Origin of the sequence: Paraburkholderia lebeckiae (assembly GCF_014201005.1) — a bacterium.
GTDB classification, from domain to species: domain Bacteria; phylum Pseudomonadota; class Gammaproteobacteria; order Burkholderiales; family Burkholderiaceae; genus Paraburkholderia; species Paraburkholderia tuberum.
In genome coordinates this window covers 234,890-255,289 of the sequence record NZ_JACHDK010000002.1, presented here as the reverse complement: position 1 = coordinate 255,289, position 20,400 = coordinate 234,890, and the positions used below count along the sequence as shown (strand labels likewise).

At 65.9% G+C, this 20,400-nt stretch carries 22 protein-coding genes; 5 read left to right on the top strand and 17 right to left on the bottom strand.

Going from position 1 to position 20,400, the window contains the following annotated elements; genetic code table 11:
* Nucleotides 1-339: 339 nt before the first annotated feature.
* Complete coding sequence (locus tag HDG39_RS04460; RefSeq protein WP_184003574.1) at nucleotides 340-639, bottom strand: YciI-like protein; 300 nt, start codon at nucleotides 637-639, stop codon at nucleotides 340-342.
* A 151-nt stretch (nucleotides 640-790) separates the two neighbouring features.
* Nucleotides 791-1,048 carry a hypothetical protein gene (locus HDG39_RS04455; protein ID WP_184003572.1) on the bottom strand — a complete coding sequence of 86 codons (258 nt, stop codon included), beginning with the start codon at nucleotides 1,046-1,048 and terminating at the stop codon, nucleotides 791-793.
* A gap of 39 nt (nucleotides 1,049-1,087) precedes the next feature.
* On the opposite strand from HDG39_RS04455, the gene HDG39_RS04450 reads away from it, so the two are divergent.
* The 3 genes from HDG39_RS04450 to HDG39_RS04440 all read left to right on the top strand — a co-directional run bounded on the left by HDG39_RS04450 (nucleotide 1,088) and on the right by HDG39_RS04440 (nucleotide 3,047).
* Nucleotides 1,088-1,387: a PsiF family protein gene (locus HDG39_RS04450; protein WP_184003570.1), complete on the top strand. Its 300-nt coding sequence runs from the start codon at nucleotides 1,088-1,090 to the stop codon at nucleotides 1,385-1,387.
* A 237-nt stretch (nucleotides 1,388-1,624) separates the two neighbouring features.
* The gene (locus HDG39_RS04445; protein ID WP_184003568.1) at nucleotides 1,625-2,074 is read left to right on the top strand and encodes a hypothetical protein; all 450 of its coding nucleotides are present in this window, start codon (nucleotides 1,625-1,627) and stop codon (nucleotides 2,072-2,074) included.
* Nucleotides 2,075-2,459: 385 nt separating this feature from the next.
* Nucleotides 2,460-3,047, top strand: a complete 588-nt coding sequence (locus HDG39_RS04440) for a BPSL1445 family SYLF domain-containing lipoprotein (protein ID WP_026225387.1) — start codon at nucleotides 2,460-2,462, stop codon at nucleotides 3,045-3,047.
* A gap of 204 nt (nucleotides 3,048-3,251) precedes the next feature.
* Here HDG39_RS04440 and HDG39_RS04435 read toward each other — a convergent pair whose 3' ends face one another.
* From HDG39_RS04435 to mltG, 10 genes are all read right to left on the bottom strand, one after another.
* The gene (locus HDG39_RS04435) at nucleotides 3,252-4,319 is read right to left on the bottom strand and encodes a glycosyltransferase family 4 protein (protein ID WP_184003566.1); all 1,068 of its coding nucleotides are present in this window, start codon (nucleotides 4,317-4,319) and stop codon (nucleotides 3,252-3,254) included.
* 257 nt (nucleotides 4,320-4,576) lie between these two features.
* Nucleotides 4,577-5,989, bottom strand: a complete 1,413-nt coding sequence (gene otsA / locus HDG39_RS04430; protein ID WP_018418042.1) for an alpha,alpha-trehalose-phosphate synthase (UDP-forming) — start codon at nucleotides 5,987-5,989, stop codon at nucleotides 4,577-4,579.
* Between the two features lie 156 nt (nucleotides 5,990-6,145).
* Nucleotides 6,146-7,369, bottom strand: a complete 1,224-nt coding sequence (locus tag HDG39_RS04425) for a mechanosensitive ion channel family protein (RefSeq protein ID WP_184003565.1) — start codon at nucleotides 7,367-7,369, stop codon at nucleotides 6,146-6,148.
* Nucleotides 7,370-7,488: 119 nt separating this feature from the next.
* The gene (locus HDG39_RS04420; protein ID WP_018418044.1) at nucleotides 7,489-7,845 is read right to left on the bottom strand and encodes a Rap1a/Tai family immunity protein; all 357 of its coding nucleotides are present in this window, start codon (nucleotides 7,843-7,845) and stop codon (nucleotides 7,489-7,491) included.
* Between the two features lie 185 nt (nucleotides 7,846-8,030).
* On the bottom strand, nucleotides 8,031-8,768 hold the full coding sequence (locus tag HDG39_RS04415) for an ankyrin repeat domain-containing protein (protein WP_184003564.1): 738 nt from the start codon (nucleotides 8,766-8,768) through the stop codon (nucleotides 8,031-8,033).
* A 52-nt stretch (nucleotides 8,769-8,820) separates the two neighbouring features.
* A complete protein-coding gene (locus HDG39_RS04410) occupies nucleotides 8,821-9,612 on the bottom strand; it encodes a TatD family hydrolase (RefSeq protein WP_184003563.1) in 792 nt (263 codons plus the stop codon).
* A gap of 93 nt (nucleotides 9,613-9,705) precedes the next feature.
* Nucleotides 9,706-10,221, bottom strand: coding sequence for a GNAT family N-acetyltransferase (locus HDG39_RS04405; protein WP_184003561.1), 516 nt, complete (start codon nucleotides 10,219-10,221; stop codon nucleotides 9,706-9,708).
* A 49-nt stretch (nucleotides 10,222-10,270) separates the two neighbouring features.
* Nucleotides 10,271-11,314 (bottom strand): DNA polymerase III subunit delta', encoded by a 1,044-nt coding sequence (locus HDG39_RS04400; RefSeq protein WP_184003559.1) that lies wholly within the window; start codon nucleotides 11,312-11,314, stop codon nucleotides 10,271-10,273.
* Between the two features lie 95 nt (nucleotides 11,315-11,409).
* On the bottom strand, nucleotides 11,410-12,030 hold the full coding sequence (tmk, locus tag HDG39_RS04395) for a dTMP kinase (RefSeq protein WP_184003557.1): 621 nt from the start codon (nucleotides 12,028-12,030) through the stop codon (nucleotides 11,410-11,412).
* Nucleotides 12,030-13,040, bottom strand: coding sequence for an endolytic transglycosylase MltG (gene mltG / locus HDG39_RS04390; RefSeq protein WP_184003555.1), 1,011 nt, complete (start codon nucleotides 13,038-13,040; stop codon nucleotides 12,030-12,032). The genes tmk and mltG overlap by 1 nt, the downstream gene beginning before the upstream one ends.
* A gap of 78 nt (nucleotides 13,041-13,118) precedes the next feature.
* Between mltG and ygfZ the strand changes: the two genes are divergently transcribed.
* Both ygfZ and HDG39_RS04380 read left to right on the top strand, forming a co-directional pair.
* The gene (gene ygfZ / locus HDG39_RS04385; protein WP_184003553.1) at nucleotides 13,119-14,186 is read left to right on the top strand and encodes a CAF17-like 4Fe-4S cluster assembly/insertion protein YgfZ; all 1,068 of its coding nucleotides are present in this window, start codon (nucleotides 13,119-13,121) and stop codon (nucleotides 14,184-14,186) included.
* Between the two features lie 144 nt (nucleotides 14,187-14,330).
* Nucleotides 14,331-15,197: an NRDE family protein gene (locus HDG39_RS04380; protein WP_184003551.1), complete on the top strand. Its 867-nt coding sequence runs from the start codon at nucleotides 14,331-14,333 to the stop codon at nucleotides 15,195-15,197.
* Nucleotides 15,198-15,263: 66 nt separating this feature from the next.
* Here the strand turns inward: HDG39_RS04380 and HDG39_RS04375 are convergent, their stop codons facing one another.
* The 5 genes from HDG39_RS04375 to HDG39_RS04355 all read right to left on the bottom strand — a co-directional run bounded on the left by HDG39_RS04375 (nucleotide 15,264) and on the right by HDG39_RS04355 (nucleotide 20,332).
* A complete protein-coding gene (locus tag HDG39_RS04375) occupies nucleotides 15,264-16,223 on the bottom strand; it encodes an alpha/beta hydrolase (RefSeq protein WP_184003549.1) in 960 nt (319 codons plus the stop codon).
* 92 nt (nucleotides 16,224-16,315) lie between these two features.
* A complete protein-coding gene (locus HDG39_RS04370) occupies nucleotides 16,316-17,197 on the bottom strand; it encodes an SDR family oxidoreductase (RefSeq protein WP_184003547.1) in 882 nt (293 codons plus the stop codon).
* Nucleotides 17,198-17,249: 52 nt separating this feature from the next.
* Nucleotides 17,250-18,248 (bottom strand): NADP-dependent oxidoreductase, encoded by a 999-nt coding sequence (locus HDG39_RS04365; protein WP_184003545.1) that lies wholly within the window; start codon nucleotides 18,246-18,248, stop codon nucleotides 17,250-17,252.
* A gap of 28 nt (nucleotides 18,249-18,276) precedes the next feature.
* The gene (locus HDG39_RS04360) at nucleotides 18,277-18,762 is read right to left on the bottom strand and encodes a PaaI family thioesterase (protein WP_184003543.1); all 486 of its coding nucleotides are present in this window, start codon (nucleotides 18,760-18,762) and stop codon (nucleotides 18,277-18,279) included.
* 64 nt (nucleotides 18,763-18,826) lie between these two features.
* Nucleotides 18,827-20,332 (bottom strand): aminotransferase-like domain-containing protein, encoded by a 1,506-nt coding sequence (locus HDG39_RS04355; RefSeq protein ID WP_184003541.1) that lies wholly within the window; start codon nucleotides 20,330-20,332, stop codon nucleotides 18,827-18,829.
* Between the last annotated feature and the right edge of the window lie 68 nt (nucleotides 20,333-20,400).

The following is a 20,400-nucleotide window of genomic DNA, read 5'->3' as shown; positions in this document are numbered from 1 at the left end:
TTGAGACAAGTGTTACGGATAGAAACAATCTTGTCCGTTTCGCTGCGTCGATTCTCGTATTGCCGTAACAGAAGATGCTGCTTATCCGGCATCGGATCTGTCTATTGCAAAGCACAATACCGCATGATCGATCAGAATGGGTTTTAGAAATGTAATTGCCGATCCAGCATGCATTTCTATGCGCTTTGATGGTTGATGTGAACATCGGTTTCGAGCGTCGGCGAAAGGACTGTGACGCGCCCGCGCGGTGACATGGAGGCAACGGGAGGCGCGCACGCGGCCGCCGCGCATGCGCGGAGTTCGAGGCGTGACAGAAGCGACGCAGTCGCTTCGAAGCCCTTACGGGCGCACTGGTTTCGATGCGTGCTCGCCGACGACCGTGGTCCATTCGCGCACGCGCCAACGCGTGACCAGTCCGCAGAGTACGTACGGATCGGCTGTGGCAAAGGCCTCCGCGACCGCAGGCGACGCGCCGGTGAAGAGCAGCACCGCACCGTCCGTGGGTTCCGCGAGCGCGCCGGCCAGCAGCAGTTCGCCGCGCTCGGCGGCGGCCCATGCGAGTTTCAGATGCGCGTCGCGGTGCTCGCCGCGCCGCTCCAGATAGTCGGGTACCAACTCGTACATCAACAGGTAATGCATGGTAAGTCTCCTCGCGAGGTTGAGGGTTGGCAGGGAGCGGCATGCCCCGGAGCGCAGTTGAGGATAGCGGCGACTACCGAATTTCATGCCTATTTTCTATTCAGTTGCATTCGCAGCAATATGAAAATTCTCATTGCCTCTTAACCATAGATCAAAATATCAGAAACCGGAATTTCGTTTCAATGAGCTTGAAATAATCGCCCCGGGCAATCTGCATTGCATGACAAAATTCGCGCTCTCGTTCATTCGATTGTTTCAAACGCCGCAGCGCCGGTTGCGCCACGCTGCTCAGGGAAAACGAGCGCGGACCGCTGTCAACCGGAATGCATTTTGAGCCGTTCTCGCAGACGGCATTTGCCATAATGGATGCGCCGATGGGCCCATGGATGCCGTCGTCGCCCGCGCGCATGAACGACCAGAAACGTTTTCACCACCGATGGAGTGTCCCATGAAGATCCAATCCGCTATCGCCACGCTGATGTTGGGCGCGGTACTCGTATCACCGGCGTTTGCGCAGAACAGCCAACAGACCAAGATGGCCGACTGCAACAAGCAGGCCGGCGACAAGAAAGGCGACGCGCGCAAGGCGTTCATGCAAACCTGTCTTTCCGCAAAGCCGGCCGCCGCCGCGCCGATGAGCCAGCAGGACAAGATGAAGGTGTGCAACAAGCAGGCGGCCGACAAGAAGGGCGACGACCGCAAGGCCTTCATGAAGACCTGCCTGTCCTCCTCAGCGCCGGCCAACTGAGCGGCAGGCGTAGCCGTCCCCCACGCCGGCGCCCTCCGATCGACGCGGCGCCGGCGCATCGTTGCGCCCACGCGGCGCTCCGATCGAGTCCCCCCGCTTCGTCGTCCACCCGCCGCAACGCACCGTTTTCTTCTATGATGGCTGCGGAGACGGCCCACCCCCACTCATATAGAACCAATCAACTACGCGGGCCGCCATCTTGTCGTTGGTGCTACTGAGCATCGATCGGAGGCAAGGATGGTATCGAAGCACAAAAACCGCTGGTTAAGGCGGTGGTTGCTGGTCATCATATTCTGGGCCGTGCCTGTGGCGATCGTCGCGGTCAACGAGATCCGCGAGGAAATGTCGTACAACGCGGTCGATCTCGACCGCGCGCTGACCACCTGGAATTTCACCGCCGCGCAGCGCGCCGCCGGGGCGCCCGCGCATTGCCATGGCAAGCCCGACGAGGCCAAGGCGGCCGGTTGCCCGGCCGACGTGCTGGCCGCCAACGCGCCGCGCCAGCAGGACGCGATCAACGAATACAGCGTGCGCCGCTCGACGCTATTCGCCTATCTGTGGCACGCGTTCGTCGGCTATTGGATCGTGCCGGCGGCTATCCTGTTCGCGATCGGCGTGATCATCGGCATGGTGCGCCGCGCGCTGCGGCGCCCGCCGGCGGTCAAGAGTCCGGCGAATCACGGGTGAGCGGCGGCCGCGCCGCTTGCACTTCGCCGCAATTTGCTGCGCCGACACAACACTCTCATTGCCATGTCGATGTGCCGCCGCGCGACGCGAAAATCGGTAAAAAACGGCGCATCGTGCGGCCGCGCCGAAGCGTCTCCACAATCGTCGCGGCTCGGGCGCTGTTCGGCGTCGCCCCTCCGATCGTCGCTCGACGCGTGCTCCGAAGTCGCGCGCAAGACCGGTCAAATTTACTGTGAAGACCTCTTGGGATCAGCCCAAACCCTTGTTCCATAAGGCTTTTCGCGTTGTCACGCAACGCGCCTTTTGCACCATCCTGTGTTATAACTCAAAGGCAACCAGGCGACACCACCACGGTTGCGCCCCGGATCCATGACGGAGAAAAACGATGCAAAGACGACACTTCATGTTGAAGACGACCGCTGCGCTTGCTTTCGGAGGCCTTGCACTCGCCGGCTGCACGACGACGGGCAACACGCCGGACAATGCTCATGTCGACGCCTCGAAACGACAGTCGATCGACGCCAGCGTCGATGGCACGCTGTCCAAGCTATTCACGACCGTGCCGGGCTCGCGCGAGCTGGTGTCGAAGGCGCGCGGCGTGCTGGTGTTCCCGTCGGTGCTGCAGGCGGGCTTGATCGTCGGCGGCCAGTATGGCGAAGGCGCATTGCGGGTGGGCGGCGCGACGGTCGGCTACTACAGCACCGCGTCGGGCTCGTTCGGCCTGCAGGCGGGCGCGCAGTCGAAGGCGATCATCTTCCTGTTCATGACGCAGGATTCGCTCGACAAATTCCGCAACGCGAACGGCTGGTCGGCCGGCGTCGATGCATCGGTCGCGCTCGTGAAGATCGGCGCGAATGGCGCCGTCGACACGACCACGGCCACCGCGCCGGTGCAGGTTTTCGTGTTGACGAACGCGGGCCTGATGGGCGACGTCTCGCTGCAAGGCACGAAGGTCACGCGGCTGAAGATCTGAGCGCGCTCATCGGCGCGCTTCACTGATCACTTGCGCGCATCGCGGCGAAGGCCGCGCGGTGGACCCTGTGCGGGTCGTCGCGCGGTCTTTTTGTTGTGTATGCCGATGCCGACGCTCGGGAACGGAAAAACTCGCGCGCAAAAAAACGGCGCCGCGCATCGCGCACCGCCGTCCTTCACTTCGACACGTCCCAACGATCCCGCATCAACGGCCCGACGAATCGACCACCTTGAACCTCGAGCGCTTCTGTGCGCGAATCACCAACTGATAGGCCTCCACATACTCACGCGCCATCCGGTGCGACGTGAAGCGCTCCTCGAAACGCCGCCGCACGCCCGCGCGCGACACCTTGTGCAGCCGGTTCACGGCCGCCACCGCGCCGATCTCGTCCTCGACGATGAACCCGGTCACGCCCTCTTCGAGCACTTCGGGCACCGAGCCGCGGTTGAACGCGATCACCGGCGTGCCGCAAGCCATCGCCTCGATCATCACGAGACCGAACGGCTCCGGCCAGTCGATCGGAAACAGCAGTGCATGCGCGCCCGACAGAAACTCGGCCTTCTGATGATCGGCAATCTCGCCGACGTACTCGACGTACGGCAGGTCGAGCAACGGCCGGATATCGCGCTCGAAGTACTCGCGATCGGCCGCATCCACCTTGGCGGCGATACGGATCGGCATGCCGCAGCGGCCGGCGATGCGGATCGCTGTATCGACGCGCTTTTCCGGCGAAATCCGGCCGAGAAACGCGAGGTACTTCTGCTCGACCGGTTGTGGCGTATAGAGCTGCGCCGGCAGGCCGTGATAGACCGTGGTGAGCCAGCGCGCCTGCGGCAGCGGATGACGCTGCGCGTTCGAAATGGAGATCACGGGCGCGGTGTTGAACGTGTCGAACACCGGCTGCTGCTCGGGCAGATCGAGCCGGCCGTGCATCGTCGTGACGAACGGCGTGTCCTGCCGCTTGAATACCGAGAACGAGTAGTAGTCGAGGTGGAAATGCAGCACGTCGAACTCTTCGGCCTGGCGGCGCACGAGTTCCATCAACAGCATATGCGGCGCGATGCGGTCGCGAATGCCCGGATCGAGCCGCAGCGCGCGCGGCCACACCGCTTCGAGCTTCGCGCTCGTGACGGAGTCGCCGCTCGCGAACAGCGTCACGTCGTGGCCTTGCTCGACCAGCGCTTCGGTGATGTACGACACGACGCGCTCCGTGCCGCCGTAGAGCTTCGGCGGCACCGATTCGGTCAGCGGGGCGATCTGCGCAATCTTCATATTGTGTCTCCGTGAGCCGGCGGCTGGCGCGCAATCGCGATGCCGTCGGCGACGCCGAGTATGACAGCGCCATGACGTCGGAACAATGCGCGCGGTCCCTAAGCGTCGCATGCATCGTCGTTACGGGGAATTATTCCCTGGCATCGGTCGAAAAGCCGCAGGTCTTGCAATTGCTCGGTGCTGTTACAAGCGGCTTACATCCGGTGACACGCGGCCGCGCGCCGGGTTTGCGCGGGCTTTGGGCCGTCGCCGCGCCGTCATTTGTGGCCGCCGCCCTCGCCCGACCCGCGCACGGGCACGCTGCGCAAATCCCTGAGGAAGCTGTCGCGCCACACCCCGAGATCGTTCTCACGCAGCGCGGCCATGTTGATTTCGTGACGCCGCTGGCGAGCGTCGAGCGGCATTTGCAGCGCGCGTTGCAAGGCTTCGCACATGCCGATCGCATCGTGCGGATTGACCAGCAGCGCGCCAGAGAGCTCGGCGGCCGCGCCCGCGAAAATCGACAGCACGAGCACGCCGGGATCGTCGGGATTCTGCGCGGCCACGTACTCCTTCGCGACGAGGTTCATGCCGTCGTGCAGCGGCGTGACGAAGCCGATCTGCGACTCCCGAAACAGCGACATCAGCTTCCAGCGGTCGTACTGCTGGTTCAGATAGCGGATCGGCGTGTAGTCGAGCCCCGAGTAGCGGCCGTTGATGCGTCCGGCCTCGTATTCGAGATCCTGGCGGATCTTCTGATAGGTCGCGACGTCCGAGCGCGTAGGCGGCGCGATCTGCACGAGCGTGACGTTGCCGCGCCATTCGGGCGAGCGTTCGAGCAGCAACTCGAACGCGCGAAAACGCTCGACCAGTCCCTTCGAATAATCGAGCCGGTCGACGCTCATGATCAGCTTGCGCCCCTCGAGGCTTTGCTTCAGCTCGAGCACGTGCTGGCGGCTTTCGTAGCGCTTGGCCTGCTCGGCGATTTCGTCGGGGAATACGCCGATCCGGTAGACGCCGGTGCGCAGCTTGCGCCCGAACGCCTCGACGATGCCGTCCGCGCTCACCGTGCCGCGCGCGTGACGCGTCACGTAGTCGTGGAATGCCTGCTGGTCGGTGGCGGTCTGGAAGCCGAGCAGGTCGTAGCACGACAGCGACTTCACCAGTTCCTCGTGCGGCGGAATGTTGAGCAGGATCTGCGGCGCGGGAAACGGTATATGCAGGAAGAAACCGATGCGGTTCGTCACGCCCTCGCTGCGCAGCGCCTCGGCAAACGGGATCAGATGGTAGTCGTGAATCCAGATGATGTCGTCGGGTTCGAGCAGCTTGACCAGCTTGTGAGCGAGCCACGCGTTGACGCGCCGGTAGCCCGCGTACTCCTCGCGCTCGTAGCGCGCGAGGTCGTTGCGATAGTGGAATACCGGCCACAGCGTCGCGTTCGAGAAGCCGCGGTAGTACTGGTCGTAGTCCTTGCGCGTGAGGCCGACGGTTGCGAAGGTCACCGCGCCGTCCTGCTGGAGCATCGGCCCCGCGTTGGCGACCGTTTCGCTGACTACATCGCCGCTCCAGCCGAACCAGACGCCGCCCGCATCCTTCAGCGCGCCGAATACGCCGACCGCGAGTCCACCCGCCGATCCCTTGGTCTCCGTCGGCGTCGCGACCCGATTCGACACGACGATCAATCGGCCCATAGTGCATGTCCTCCGTCATTCTTGCGATGCGATGCGATGCGACACCTGAGCAGGCTTGGCGCGCCCGTTAATAGCAATCGGCGTGCCCGCGCGTCGCCGGGCTTGCCGAGGGCGGTCGCCGTTCGCCACGCGCGATTCGCGATCCGCAACGCCCTGCTAAGCCTGCTCCTTAGCCTTCTGCGCGACCTCGCCCGCGCCAGTGCGGTCGATGCGGCTCGCCACCGGATCCGCTTCGGTATGCGCGGCGGTGCTGCCGGCTGGCGCCTGGCGGCTGCGCGGCAGCCAGTCGCTCGGGCCAGCGCCACCGGTCTCCAGCTCCGCCGACACCTCGGCACGCGCCCGCGGCAGGTATTCCGGGTAATGCCGATGAACGAAATCGAGCAGCCCTTCGCGCACACGGCAGCGCAGATCCCACGCAAGGCCGGAATCGGGCGCGCTGACGAGCGCGCGCAACTGCATCGCGCGCTCGGTGCAGTCCGTCACCTGCAGTACCTGCACGCGGCGGTCCCACTCGGGCGCGTTCTCGACGATGCGCGCAAGCTCCTCGCGCAGCGGCGCGAGCGGCATCCGGTAATCGACGAACAGGAACACGGTGCCGATGATCTGCGAGCTGCTGCGCGTCCAGTTCGAGAACGGATTTTCGATAAACCATTGCAGCGGCACGATCAGACGGCGCTGGTCCCACAACCGCACCGACACGTACGTGCCGGTGATCTCCTCGATGCGCCCCCACTCGTTCTGGATCACGACGACGTCGTCGAGGCGGATCGGTTGCGACAGCGCGATCTGCAAACCGGCGATCAGGTTGCCGAGCACCGGCCGCGCCGCGATACCGGCGACCAGACCGGCGACACCCGCCGACGCCAGCAGGCTCGCGCCGATCTGCCGCACGTTGGGCAAGGTCATCAGCGCACCGCCGACACCAATGATCACGATCACGATCATCACCGAGCGCGCGAGCACGCGCGCCTGCGTATGGATGCGGCGCGCCTGCAGGTTATCGGAGGAATCGAGCGGATGGGCGCGGATGATCGCTTCGCCGATCGCCGCGGCCGAGCGCACCGACAGCCACGTCAGCGCGGCGATCAGCGCGATGCCGGTGATGTCGCGCACCGGTTCGATGAAATTGAGGGTGTCGGGCGCCTCTGACCAGACCCACGCGAACACGAGGATCACGAGGGCGAACAGCGACGGCTTGTCGATGTAGCGCAGCACGACGCTCGTCAGCGCGTGCGGCCGCGCGAGACGCTTCACGACGCGCGCGCCGAAGCGGTGAATGCCGCTCGCCACGATCCCTACGATGGCCGTCACGATCAGCGTGCCGAGCCACGTATGCAGCGGCGCGGCCGCCACGCGGTAGAAGTCGTCGATAGTAGGCATAACGGGCATCTTCCTCCGGGCTCGATGAGCGGCGGCGCGCCTGCGCGACTACTGACATCCGGGGCGCACGACGGCGCCTGGGTCTTACAACGGGTTCTTCGATGCCCCGCTGTTATCGATCAGCCGTCGCTCTTGCAGGGAAACGCCTTGCCGAGACCCAGCGAAATCGCCGTGCTCGCGTTGTAGCCCGCGGCGTTCGGGTTCTCGGCGATGTACTTGCGCACCGCGTCGGTCAACTGCGCCGAGCGCGCATCCGGCGGCAGGCAGAAGTACTGGCCGACGCGCGGACCGGTGGTGCCGCCGATCGCGTCGATCGTATTGAAGATGCCGTCGGCCGCGCCTTCGATGTAGGCCGCGCAGGCGCTACGCGAAGCCACGTCCGTCTTGGTGCACAGCTTGTTGAGGTCGCCTCCCGTAAACGCGGCTGCCGAAAGCGGCAAGGCAAGCGCGCCGGCGAAAATCAAAGCCCGCAGCATGGTGTTCCTTTCCAGGGTTGTTTATTCACGCGGTCTTTCTGCCGCGTCCGGACGGCGCGCTACGCGGCGCGCCAAAGTCGTCATTCTGCACTGTTTTACGCGGCGGCAGCAGGCCGGCAGCCGCGCGGCTCGGCCAAAACGGCTGCAAAGCGGCGCGGCATGGCGAGGCGCCTGCCGACAAAACGTCATTGCTTCTGCTTCTGCTGCTGCGTCTGCTGCATGCGCGCCGTGAGCCCTTCGACGACGTCCGGCTCCTTATAGGTCTTGGCAAAATCGAGCGCGGTCATCCCGATCTGGTTTTTCACCGACAGGTCCGCGCCGTTGTCGAGCAGCAGCTTGACGGTGGAAACGTGGCCGCCGCGCGCGGCCATCATCAGCGGCGTGGTGCCGTTCGGCGAGCCCGCGTCGACGTAGGCCGAGTGGTCGAGCAGCACCTTGACGATGTCGTCGTGGCCGTTCGCGGCCGCGTAGTGCAGCGGCGCCCAGCCCTTCTTGTTGACCTCGGCGTCCTTCGCGATCAGCAGATTGACGAAGTTCAGGTCGCCGACCAGCGACGCCATCATCAGCGCGTTTTCGCCGGCCTTGTCCTGAATCTCGATATCGGCCTTCGGATTCGCGAGCAACGCGGCCGCGACCTTGTCGGATTTCTCGCGCGCGGCGATCACGAGCAGCGGGATGCCCTGATTGTCGACGCTGTTCGGGTCCATGCCCTTTGCGAGCAGCTTGTTGACGCCGTCGACGTCGTCGAACTTGACCGACTTGATCAGCGAGTCGATCGGCGCAGCATGCGCGGGCACCGCGACGAGCGCCGCGCACGCGAGCGCGGCGGCGCACGCGAGACGGCGCGCCGGCGCGAGAGCCCGGGCGGCCGACCCGGCGGACAGCGGTTGGAAATCAGCGGACGACGTCGAAATTTTTTTCATATGGTACTTTAGGAAATCTTCCTATCCCTTTGATGTTACTCTGTTTTCTAGCTCAGATTCCGTCCGGCGCGGCGAGTCCGAACAGCCTGAAGAAGTTTTGCGTGGTGGCGGCGGCCAGCGCCTCGTCCGGCATCTCGCGCTGCTGCGCGATGAAGCGTCCGACATAACTGACGTACGCAGGTTCATTCGGTTTGCCGCGATACGGCACCGGCGCGAGATACGGCGAGTCGGTTTCGATCAGCAGACGGTCGAGCGGCACGCGACGCGCGACGTCCTGCACATCGGTCGCGCTCTTGAACGTGACGATGCCCGACAGCGAAATGTAAAAATTCTGCGCGAGCGCCTGCTCGGCAATGGCCCACGGTTCGGTGAAGCAATGCATGACGCCGCCCGGCACGCCGGCGCGCTCCTCGGCCATGATGCGCAACGTATCTTCCGACGACGAGCGGGTGTGGATGATCAACGGCTTGCTGGTCGCGTGCGCGGCGCGGATGTGCGTGCGAAAGCGCTCGCGCTGCCACTCCATGTCGGCGATCGAGCGGCCTTCGAGGCGGTAGTAATCGAGCCCGGTTTCGCCGATCGCGACGACCTTCGGGTGCCCGGCCAGCTCAACCAGCTCGGCTACGCTCGGCTCGCGCATGTGCTCGTGGTCCGGATGCACGCCGACCGACGCGTATACGTTGTCATAGCGGCTGGCGATGTCCAGCACCGACGGCAGCGTTTCAAGATCCACGGACACGCACAACGCGTGCGAGACCGAATGGCTGCGCATGTTTTCGAGCACTTGCGGCAGACGGTCCGCGAGTCCTTCGAAGTTGATGTGGCAGTGCGAATCGACAAACATGGTCAGGTCCTGCGAAAAAGGGGCTTGCGGCTGGGCGATGGCGTGGCCGGGGCCGCTTGGGACAGCTCAGGTAGCGCTGCTTGCGCAGCGTGCTCAACCCGCGTGCGCAAGACGCTTGCCAAGAATCACCAGATCGCGCTCGAGGCCATCCAGCACCGCGACGCGCGGTAGCGTGCCCCATGCATCGAAGCCGAAGCCGCGGAACAGCCGCACGCTCGCTTCATTGTGACCGAACACGAAGCCGAGCACCGTATCGATGCCAAGACCCGGTGCCGCGTCGAGCGACGCCGCCAGCAGTTGCTTGCCGAGTCCCTGGCCGCGCGCGCTTTCGTCGATATAGATGCTGACTTCGGCGGTGCGCTGATAAGCCGGCCGGCCATAAAAATCGGAAAAGCTGAGCCACGCGATCACGCGGCCCGCCTGCTTCGGATCTTCGACCACCCACAGCGGCCGCTTCTGCGGGCCGTGCGCATGAAACCACCCATGCCGGCTCTCGACGCTGACCGGCTCGAGGTCCGCGGTGACCTGACGCGACGGGATCGTCGAATTGTAGATGGCGACGATCGCGGGCAGATCGTCGAGCGTGGCGTCGCGGTAGAAAAGGCTCATGGCGGGTTGGCTTGGATGAAAAAAAACGGAAGGCTGTCCGGCTGCGGGCTCACGCAAACAGCGCGCGATAGCCGATGAACAGTTCCTCGAACACGAGCCGCGCGTTCAACGGATGGTTCTCGACCGCGCGCTGGCGCGTGACGGTGCGCAGAAAACGCGCGAATGCATTGGCGTCGGCCTGGATGGCGCAGCGGGTAAGCGCGGCTGACGCCTGCGGGAAATAGCGCGGCGCGCCGCCGGTGCGCTGCGCGAGCAGATCGTACATCCAGCGCTGCAGCCAGCCGAGCACGAGCGGCACCGGCAGCTTCTGCAAGGCCTCGCCGCATGCGAATGCGTCGCACCCGGCGCCGGCCGCGAGCTGCTTGAGCGTCCAGTCGCGCAGCGGACGGTTTTCGTCGCTGGCGAGCGCGAGCGCGGCGAGCGGCGCGCCACCCGCCTCGGCGAGTAGCGCGCGGGCGTCGTCGACGCCTTGCGCGGCCAGCCACTGCGCGGCGGTGTCCGGCGCGGGCACGCTCATCGGCCACTGACGGCAGCGGCTGATGATGGTCGGCAGCAAACGGTCGACGCGCGCCGACACCATCAGGAACACGACGCCCGCGGGCGGCTCTTCCAACGTCTTCAGCAACGCGTTGGCGGCCGCGACGTTGAGCGCCTCGGCCGGATACAGCACGACGACGCGCGCGCCGCCGCGATGCGAACCGACGCCGACGAAGTCGAGCAGACCGCGGATCTGTTCGATCTTGATTTCCTTGCTCGGCGTGCGGGTCTTCTTGCCTTCGTCGCCATCGGCTTTTTCGGCCTTGTCGTCGGCGCCGTTTGCGGCGTTCGCGAGGCCGGCTTCGGCGGCGAGTGCCTCCGGCACGACGATGCGGTAGTCGGGATGATTGCCATGCGCGAACCAGTTGCAGGCCACGCACGCGCCGCACGGCTCGCCGTTCGGTTGCGGCGCCTCGCACAGCAGACCCTGCGCGAGGTGCTGCGCGAAACGCAGCTTGCCGATGCCCGCCTGGCCGTGCAGCAACAATGCGTGCGGCCAGTGGCCGTGCAGCTGCTGCAGGCGATTCCAGTCATCGGCTTGCCACGGATAGATCATCGTTTGTCTTTTTGAATCAATCGGTTGTTGGAGCTATTTCAGATGTCGAGTGAACTTCGCACGAGATTATAAGAAGCGTTTATATCTATTTTGAATCATAGAGTTGCAATCAACTCCTCAAGCTGCTTCTGAATTCGAACGATGCTCAGCGAAGAGTCGATGATAGCGAATCGATATGGCGCTTCTTCGGCGCGGCGCATGTATTCGGCGCGCGTGCGCTCGAAAAACGCCGCCGACTCGCTCTCGAAACGATCCGGATTGCGCGCCGCGCTGCGCCGCTCGTTGGCGACGGCGGGAGGCAAATCGAACAGCACGGTCAAATCCGGCTGGAACCCGCCCTGCACCCAGCGCTCGAGCGTCTCCAGCTTGTCGCGCGGCAAGCCGCGGCCGCCGCCCTGGTAGGCGAAAGTGGCGTCGGTAAAACGGTCGGACAGCACCCAATCGCCGAGCGCGAGCGCCGGCTCGATCACCTCGGCCAGATGCTGACGGCGCAGCGCGAACATCAACAGCGCCTCGGTTTCGAGATCCATCTTCTGATGCAGCACGATTTCGCGGATCTGCTCACCGAGCGGCGTGCCGCCCGGCTCGCGCGTCATCACGACCGAGCGGCCGCTCGGCGCGAGCTTCGCCTCGAGCCGTTCGCGGAACCAGCCCAGATGGGTGGTCTTGCCCGCGCCGTCGATGCCTTCAAACGTAATGAATTTGCCGCGCGCCATCATTGCCCTCGAATGTATTTGTCCACGGCCTTGTTGTGTTCGCCGAGGGTGTCAGAAAAGATGCTGCTGCCGTCGCCGCGCGACACGAAGTACAGTGCGGTGCTTTGCGCCGGGTTCATCGCCGCCTGCAGCGACGCGACGCTCGGCAGCGAGATCGGCGTCGGCGGTAGGCCCATCCGCGTGTAGGTATTGTATGGAGTGTCGGTCTGCAGGTCTTTCTTCCTGATGTGGCCGGCGTAGCTGTCGCCCATTCCGTAGATCACGGTCGGGTCGGTCTGTAGCGGCATGCCGGCGCGCAGACGGTTGGCGAACACCGCGGCGACGAGCGCCCGGTCGGACGCCTTGCCGGTTTCCTTTTCGATGATCGACGCCATCGTCAGCGCGTCGTACGGGGACTTATACGGCAGGTTCGGCGCGCGCGCGAGCCACGCCTCGTCGAGACGCACGCGCATCAGACGGTACGCGCGGCGATAGATGTCGAGGTCGCTGGTGCCCTTGTCGAACAGGTAGGTATCCGGGAAAAACAGCCCTTCGCCGTTGCCGATCGACGCCTCGGGCGCGCCGATTGCGCTCATCAGATCGGCGTCGCTCATGCCGAGCGTGTCGTGCTTCAGCGCGGGATTGGCGTCGAGTTCAGCGCGCATATGTTTGAAGGTCCAGCCTTCGATGACCGTCGCCACATATTCGTTGACGTCGCCGCGGGCGATTTTCTGCAGCACCTCGTAGGGCGTGATGCCGCTCTTGAACTCGTAATTGCCGGACTTCAGCTCGCTTTGCAGCCCGAGCAAGCGCGTCATCGCGATGAACAGCTCGGGCTCGACCGGCACGCCGCCGCGATTGAGCTGCAGCGCGACGCTGCGCAGGCTGCTGTGCGGCTTGACGGTGACGTCGAGTTGCGCCGGGGTCAATTCGAGCGGGCGGGTGGCCCAGTAGTATCCAGCGGCGATGGCCGCCGCGGCCAGCACAACGACGAGCGCGCCGGCGGCGAAACATTTCTTCAGAAGGGACATGCGAAACGGGACAGGGTTGGACTGAATATAATAACTGTTTGCCTTAGCCAAAGTCAGAATTGACTGTTCCCGGAATCCATGAACACACCTCTCGTGAACGCCTCAGGTAACGCTTCCGGTCTCACTCCCGCCGCGGCGGCGCCCGCCGCCCTGCCCATCCTGCCGCGCCCGTCGGCCGAAGAATTCACCGCCGTGCTCGAGCACGGCGCGTACATGCCGCTGTCGCAGTTCGGCGTGATCGACACGACCGGCGACGACGCGGCGAGCTTCCTGCACGCCCAGTTGACCAACGACGTCCAGCATCTCGACGCCGCGAACGCGCGCCTCGCCGGCTACTGCTCGGCCAAGGGCCGGCTGCTCGCGTCGTTCCTCAGCTGGCGCAGCGGCGATACGATCCGCCTGCTGGTATCGAAAGACGTGCAGGCCGCGGTGCAAAAGCGGTTGTCGATGTTCGTGCTGCGCGCAAAGGCCAGGCTCGCCGACGCGAGCGGCGAGCTCGCGGTGGCCGGCCTCGCGGGCGACGTGCGCGGCGCGCTGTCCGGCGTGTTCGACGCGCTGCCCGACGGTGTGCACGTGCAGGTCGACGGCACAGCGGGCACGCTGATCCGCGTGCCTGATGCGTTGGCGCGGCTGCGCTATCTGTGGATCGGCCCGAAAGCGCAGATCGAAGCGCTGCTGCCGTCGCTCGACGGCAGGCTAAAGCGCGTGTCGCCGGCCGTGTGGGACTGGCTCGACATCCGCGCGGGCGAGCCGCGCATCACGCAGCCGGTCGTCGAGCAGTTCGTGCCGCAAATGGTCAACTTCGACGTGCTCGGCGCGGTCAATTTCCGCAAGGGCTGCTATCCGGGTCAGGAAGTGGTCGCGCGCAGCCAGTATCGCGGCACGATCAAGCGGCGCACGTCGCTCGCCAACGTCGCCGGCGAGCTGGACACGGTGCGGCCCGGCACCGAGCTTTTCCACTCGGACGATCCGGGCCAGCCGTGCGGGATGATCGTCAACGCGGCATCGGCGCAAGGCGGCGGCGTCGATCTGCTGGTCGAGACCAAGCTCACGGCGCTCGACAGCGGCAGCGTACATCTCGGCGCGGCCGACGGCCCCGCGCTGCGCTTCCTGGCGCTGCCCTACGGGCTGCCTGCCGAAGTCTGATCGTTGGAGAGGGTAAAAGCGGCGCAATCGGGCGCCGTTTTTTATTGACTGCTTTATTCTCGTCTGTTTTTTGCCGCTTTCGTTTGCCGCCTGCGTCGCTGCATCAGGCGGCCGCCCCATGCTCTGAACGGGAGATGCTCCCCGATGTGCCTGATCGTTTTCGACTGGCGACCTGATGCGCTCGATGGTCCGCTGTTCACGCTCGCCGCGAATCGCGACGAGTTCTTCCGCCGCACGGCCGAGCCGATCGGCTGGTGGCGCGACGCGCCGGAGGTGTTGGGGGGCCGCGACCTCGTGGGCGGCGGCACGTGGCTCGGGTTGTCGCGCGACGGCCGCTTCGCCGCGCTGACCAATTACCGCGCGCCGGGCGAAATGCGCGCCGATGCGCCGACCCGCGGCACGCTCGTCAGCGACTGGCTCACGAGCGCCGCGCGCGACGCCGACGGCAATCCGCACGAGACGCCGCTCGCGTATCTGCGGCACGTCGCGCAAACCGGCGACATCTACAACGGCTTCAATCTGCTGGTCGGCGACTGGACGCGTCGCGAGCTCGCGTGGTACTGCAATCGCGGCGCCGTCGACGCAAACAGCGGTCCCGCGCTGCTCGCGCCGGGCACGCACGGCATCTCGAACGCGGTGCTCGATACCGCGTGGCCGAAGCTGGTCAAAAAGCGCGGCGAGCTCGGCACGCTGCTCGCGCGCGATCCGATGCCGCCGCTCGAACGCCTGATCGATCTGATGCGCGATCCGCGGCTCGCGCGCGACGACGAATTGCCGTCGACCGGTATTCCGCTCGAACGCGAACGCGTGCTGTCGGCGGCGTTCATCGAATCGCCGGACTATGGCACGCGCAGCACCACCGCGTTGCGCGTCGCCGCCTATGGCGACGTGATCGGCGTCGCGGTCGCCGAGCGCAGCGACGACAACGGCTCGCACCGGATCGTGCGGCCCGGCGATTTCGAGCGCAGCTTCGCGTTCAATGTCGAGCGCGACCGGATGAGCGTGGCGTGATCGTTTGATCACCGCCTGGCCGGCGCATTCGCCGCCGGCCGCTCATCGCTTCGCGCGTCACCGCCCTCACCCAATGCCGAATGCCGCGCGCAACGCCGCCGCGGCGTCCGCATGCGCCTGCGTGACCTCGGGCACGAAGCCGCCCATCTTGAAGAACTCGTGGATCATGCCGGCGTAGCGTTTGAGCGTGACCGGATTGCCGAGCGCACGGAGTTTCTCCGCATAGGCATCGCCCTCGTCGCTGAGCGGATCGTATTCGGCGGTCGCGATCCACGCGGGCGCGACGCCGCGAAAATCCGGCGCACCGCGCTCGCCGTCGAGCGGCGCGAAACGCCAGTCGTCGCGATCGCCGCTATCTCGCACGTAGTGCTCGAAGAACCACTGGATCGTGTCGCCCGACAGCAGGAAGCCGTCGGCGAGGCGCGAGTGCGAGTCGGTCTGCTGATGGCCGGTCGTGCCCGGATAAATCAGCAATTGCAGCGCGAGTGCGAGGCCGGCGTCGCGCGCGAGCACCGCGCAAACCGTCGCGAGCGTGCCGCCCGCGCTATCGCCGCCCACCGCGAGCCGCGTGCCGTCGATGCCGAATTCGGCCGCGTGCGCGTGCAGCCAGCTGAGGGCGTCGAAGGCGTCGTCGACAGCGGTCGGAAACCTGTGCTCGGGCGCGAGCCGGTAATCGACCGACAGCACCGCGCACTGGCCGTCGCGCGCGAACATCCGGCACAGCGCATCGTGCGTATCGACGCTGCCGACCGTGAAGCCGCCGCCGTGGTAGTACACGAACGCCGGCAGCGGCTCGGCCCAGCCCGGCTCGACCGGGAAGTAGAAGCGCGCGCGGATCGTCGCGCCGTCGCGCGTCGGCACGCGCAGATCTTCGACGGAGAACATCGGCGCGCTCGCGATCTCGAGGATCGGCGCGCTTTTCTCGTACGACGCGCGCGCCGCTTGCGCGCTCATCTGGTGATACTGCGGGCGTTTGGCCCGCGCGATCATGTCGAGCACCTGCTCGATCGTGGGATTCAGCGGCATGGTTTCGGCAACGCGGTGCGCGTCGCGCATCGGGCGGCGCGCAGTGCGCCAATGATTGTCAGGAGCCGGCGCACCGGCCGCGCAGCCGGCCGCTACTGCGCATTCTTCACCTCGGGCTTCAGCGACATCGGATCGGACGGCTCGCGCAACTGCTCGATGTCCTCGTGACGCAGCTTCACGGTCGCCATGATGCCCGGATGCGTGATGATATAGAAACGCCGCGCGGCGATCGCCTCGAACGCGATGTCGGCGACATCGTCGGCGGTGAGCTTGCCCGACTGCACCGCGCGCTGCAACTGCTTGCCGGCCGCGATCTGCGAGCGCGTCGGCCGGTCCGCGTTGCGCAACTCGTCGGGACGCGCGCGCTCGGCCTCCGCGATGCCGGTCGGCACGAAGGCGGGACACAGCAGCGAACAGCCGACCTCGCCGCCCGTGCCGGCCTGCGCGAGCTTCAGGTCGTGATACAGCGTCTCGGTCAGCGCCACCACCGCATGCTTCGACGCGTTGTAGATGCCCATTGCCGGCGGCGCCAGCAGCCCCGCCACCGACGCCGTATTGACGATATGCGCGGGCTCCTTCTGCGCGAGCATGATCGGCGCGAACGCGCGCACGCCGTGCGCGACACCCATCACGTTGACGCCGAACACCCACGACCAGTCGTTCGCCGAGCTTTCCCACAGGAAGCCGCCGGTGCCGACGCCCGCGTTGTTGAACAGCACGTGGACCTTGCCGAACGCGGCGAGCGCCGCCTGCGCGAGCGCCTCGACCTGCGCGGCGTTCGATACGTCGGTCGGCACGCCGATCGCCTCGGCGCCGGTTTCGCGCAAGGCGTCGACGGTTTGCGCGAGCTGGTCGGCGTTGACGTCCGCGAGTACGAGCTTCATGCCGAGCGCCGCGCCCTTGTGCGCGAACGCGCGGCCAAAGCCGCTGCCCGCGCCGGTGATCACCGCCACCTTGCCCGCGAATTGGAACATCCTGTGACTCCCTGGTTGCGTGGCGGCTTGCCGTTGCATGATGACGTCGCGCTCAGATCAGCCTGACCAGTTGCTTGCCGAAGTTACGGCCCTTCAGCAAGCCGATGAATGCCTCGGGCGCGGCTTCGAGCCCTTGCGCGATCGTCTCGCGATAGTGCAGCTTCTTCTGCGCGACGAGCGTGCCGAGCTGCTTGAGCGCCTCGGGCCACACGTCCATGTGTTCGCTGACGATGAAGCCCTGCACGAGCAGCCGCTGCGTCAGCATGAGCGACGGATGCTTGAGCGGCAGCGGCTGGCCGTCATAGCCCGCGATGAAGCCGCACAGCGCGATGCGCCCGAACGCGTTCATGCGCGCGAGCGTCGCGTCGAGCCCGTCGCCGCCGACGTTCTCGAAGCAGCCGTCGACACCGTCGGGCGTGACGGCCTTCAGGTCCTGGTACAGGTTACCGGCCTTGTAGTCGACGCACGCGTCGAAGCCGAGCGTCTCGACCACATAGCGGCACTTGTCCGCGCCGCCCGCGATGCCGACCGCGCGCGCGCCCGCCGCCTTCGCGAGCTGACCGACCACGCTGCCCACCGCGCCGCTCGCCGCGCTGACGACCACCGTCTCGCCGGCCTTCGGCGCGATGATGCCGTTCAGCCCGTACCATGCGGTGACGCCCGGCATGCCGACCGGCCCGAGATACGCCGACAGCGGCACATGCGTGTCGTCGACCTTCTGCATGCCCGTGCCATTCGAGGTGCCGTACTCCTGCCAGCCGAACATCGCGACGACCTTGTCGCCGACCGCGAACTTCGGATTCCTCGTCTCGACGACCTCGCCGACCGTGCCGCCGATCATCACTTCGTTCAGCGGCTGCGGCGCCGCGTATGACTTGCTGTCGTTCATGCGTCCGCGCATATACGGATCGAGCGACAGATAGTGGTTGCGCACTCGTACTTCGCCGTCGGCGAGCGGCGCGAGCGGCGTTTCGACGAGCTTGAAGTTATCGGGCGTGGCTTCGCCTTGGGGGCGCGAAACCAGCAGCAATTGGCGATTGATCTGGGCCATGCGGTCGTCTCCTTGGGTTGTTGGGCGCTCAGTCGCTCGGACCGGGCTTCGCCGCCGGGTCGCTGCGCAGACGCTGCCGCGTGATGTCGCGGCCCACCGCGAGGCGGCGCATGTATTTGAAGGTGCCGAGCGCTTTCGCGACGAAGTGGCCTTCGCTGTCGCGGATCTCGCCTTCGCAATAGGCCATCGTCGTCGAGCGATGCAGCACGCGGCCGGTCGCGCGCAACTCGCCGCGTCCCGGCTGCATGAAGTTGACCTTCATCTCCACGGTGACGACGCCGACGCCGTCGCCGGCGAGACTGCGCGCGGCCATCGCGAGCGCGACGTCGGCGAGCGTCATCGTGACGCCGCCATGCGCGACGTCCCACGTGTTCATATGATCGCGTTGCAACGGCAGCACGACTTCGCTGACGCCGTCGGCGGCCGACAACAACTGTGCGCCGAGACGGTCGATGAAGGGGCTTTCGGGCAACGATGCATGGCCCGTTCTGGATGAGGTGGATGGATCGGTCATGGCTCAGATATCAGATTTCGTAGCCGACGGCGCGTGTCGAGCCTACGGCGGGAAATGATACCCGCTATCGCGTTGGCGCATGGGCCGCCATCCGTGCCGCGAGGCGCCCCAGTCTGCGCACCGCTTCGTCGGTCAGATCCAGATCCGCACTCGGACAGCTGAGCCGAATGAAGTGATCGAAACGCCCGGCGTTCGAAAATACCGTGCCCGGCATGATGCGAATACCGTCATGCAACGCGGCGTCGAATAAAGCCGACGAAGATACGTGACGCGGCAATTCGATCCAGAAAAACATCCCGCCGCGCGGCGGCGTGAACCGCGTGCCGTCGGGAAACGATGCCGCCACCGCCGCGGCCATCCGCTCGCGCCGCAGCTGCAAGCTCTCGCGCAAACGCCGCAAATGGCGCTCGTACGCGCTCGTCTCCAGGAACCCGGCGAGCACGACTTGCGACAACTGCTCGTTGTGGCGCGACTGCGCGAACTTCAGCATACCGATGCGCGGATGCCACCGGCCACCGTTGATCCAGCCGACGCGCATGCCAGGCGCCAGCGTCTTGTTGAACGAGGTGCAATGGATCACAGTGCCATCGGTGTCCCACGCCTTCAGCGAGCGGGGCGGCTGCGCGGCATCGACGAGCTCGCGGTAGGGATCGTCCTCGATCAGCGCGATGCCGGCGCGCGCGCACAGTTCGACGAGGCTCGCCTTGTGCGCGTCGGGCATCACGCTGCCGAGCGGGTTTTGCAGATTCGGCACCACCACGACCGCCTTGATGTCGGGATGCGTGTGCAGCGCGAAGGCCAGCGCCTCGATCGCGAGGCCGGTGCTCGGGCTGGTCGGAATTTCGAGCGCGCGCAGACCAAGGCTTTCGAGCGCCTGCAGCAAACCGAAGAAGCACGGCGATTCGACCGCGACCGTGTCGCCCGGCTGCGTTACCGCGCGCAACGCGAGGTTCATCGCTTCGACGCCGCCGTGCGTCATGATGATGTCGTCCGCGCCGATCTGGCTGCCGGCCTCAAGTGCGCGCCGGGCGATGATCGCGCGCAACGCCGGATCACCCTGATCGGGCCCGACGGCGGTCAGCAAGGTGGGCCGCCGGCGCAACGCGCGCACCGCGGCCTTTTGCAACGCATCGGTCGGATAGAGATCGGGCGACGCGGTCGCGCCGCCGAGATTCAGCGCGTGCGGATAGCGCTGGAATTTCGACACGAGCGCCGAAATCTCCGAGTGAATGCCGACGAACTGCGCGGCGGCGCCGGGCTGCATCGCGAGATCGGGCTCGGCGGCGCAGGGCAACGCAGCCGTCGGCGGCACGCGCACGAAATAGCCGGCGCGCGGCCGGGCGTCGATCAGCGCGGCGCGTTCCAGTTCGCGATAGCTCTCGGTCGCCGTCGCGAGGCTCACGCCGTGGCGCTGCATGAACGCGCGCATCGACGGCATGCGGTCGCCCGGGCGCAGCACGCCGTGGCCGATCGCGCGGCGGTATTGGTCGGCCAGTTGCCGGTAAAGCGGCTGGCGCTCGGATGGCCGGTCCGTCGAGGGAGCTTGCGGTGTGAAGACGGGTTCGCTCATGAGCCGATGGTGCGGATAGTTCGCGCGCCGCGACAGATACACATCGACGTGATTCGGACCGATACAGC

What these genes read in the sequence shown, in the direction of transcription:
- HDG39_RS04460 (WP_184003574.1), bottom strand. Translation starts at nt 639, where the DNA reads ATGCATTACCTGTTGATGTACGAGTTGGTACCCGACTATCTGGAGCGG.
- HDG39_RS04440 (WP_026225387.1), top strand. Translation starts at nt 2,460, where the DNA reads ATGCAAAGACGACACTTCATGTTGAAGACGACCGCTGCGCTTGCTTTC.
- HDG39_RS04455 (WP_184003572.1), bottom strand. Translation starts at nt 1,048, where the DNA reads ATGCGCGCGGGCGACGACGGCATCCATGGGCCCATCGGCGCATCCATT.
- HDG39_RS04380 (WP_184003551.1), top strand. Translation starts at nt 14,331, where the DNA reads ATGTGCCTGATCGTTTTCGACTGGCGACCTGATGCGCTCGATGGTCCG.
- HDG39_RS04405 (WP_184003561.1), bottom strand. Translation starts at nt 10,221, where the DNA reads ATGAGCCTTTTCTACCGCGACGCCACGCTCGACGATCTGCCCGCGATC.
- HDG39_RS04445 (WP_184003568.1), top strand. Translation starts at nt 1,625, where the DNA reads ATGGTATCGAAGCACAAAAACCGCTGGTTAAGGCGGTGGTTGCTGGTC.
- HDG39_RS04410 (WP_184003563.1), bottom strand. Translation starts at nt 9,612, where the DNA reads ATGTTTGTCGATTCGCACTGCCACATCAACTTCGAAGGACTCGCGGAC.
- HDG39_RS04435 (WP_184003566.1), bottom strand. Translation starts at nt 4,319, where the DNA reads ATGAAGATTGCGCAGATCGCCCCGCTGACCGAATCGGTGCCGCCGAAG.
- HDG39_RS04425 (WP_184003565.1), bottom strand. Translation starts at nt 7,369, where the DNA reads ATGCCTACTATCGACGACTTCTACCGCGTGGCGGCCGCGCCGCTGCAT.
- HDG39_RS04355 (WP_184003541.1), bottom strand. Translation starts at nt 20,332, where the DNA reads ATGAGCGAACCCGTCTTCACACCGCAAGCTCCCTCGACGGACCGGCCA.
- tmk (WP_184003557.1), bottom strand. Translation starts at nt 12,030, where the DNA reads ATGGCGCGCGGCAAATTCATTACGTTTGAAGGCATCGACGGCGCGGGC.
- otsA (WP_018418042.1), bottom strand. Translation starts at nt 5,989, where the DNA reads ATGGGCCGATTGATCGTCGTGTCGAATCGGGTCGCGACGCCGACGGAG.
- HDG39_RS04450 (WP_184003570.1), top strand. Translation starts at nt 1,088, where the DNA reads ATGAAGATCCAATCCGCTATCGCCACGCTGATGTTGGGCGCGGTACTC.
- HDG39_RS04370 (WP_184003547.1), bottom strand. Translation starts at nt 17,197, where the DNA reads ATGTTCCAATTCGCGGGCAAGGTGGCGGTGATCACCGGCGCGGGCAGC.
- ygfZ (WP_184003553.1), top strand. Translation starts at nt 13,119, where the DNA reads ATGAACACACCTCTCGTGAACGCCTCAGGTAACGCTTCCGGTCTCACT.
- HDG39_RS04415 (WP_184003564.1), bottom strand. Translation starts at nt 8,768, where the DNA reads ATGAAAAAAATTTCGACGTCGTCCGCTGATTTCCAACCGCTGTCCGCC.
- mltG (WP_184003555.1), bottom strand. Translation starts at nt 13,040, where the DNA reads ATGTCCCTTCTGAAGAAATGTTTCGCCGCCGGCGCGCTCGTCGTTGTG.
- HDG39_RS04365 (WP_184003545.1), bottom strand. Translation starts at nt 18,248, where the DNA reads ATGGCCCAGATCAATCGCCAATTGCTGCTGGTTTCGCGCCCCCAAGGC.
- HDG39_RS04420 (WP_018418044.1), bottom strand. Translation starts at nt 7,845, where the DNA reads ATGCTGCGGGCTTTGATTTTCGCCGGCGCGCTTGCCTTGCCGCTTTCG.
- HDG39_RS04375 (WP_184003549.1), bottom strand. Translation starts at nt 16,223, where the DNA reads ATGCCGCTGAATCCCACGATCGAGCAGGTGCTCGACATGATCGCGCGG.
- HDG39_RS04360 (WP_184003543.1), bottom strand. Translation starts at nt 18,762, where the DNA reads ATGACCGATCCATCCACCTCATCCAGAACGGGCCATGCATCGTTGCCC.
- HDG39_RS04400 (WP_184003559.1), bottom strand. Translation starts at nt 11,314, where the DNA reads ATGATCTATCCGTGGCAAGCCGATGACTGGAATCGCCTGCAGCAGCTG.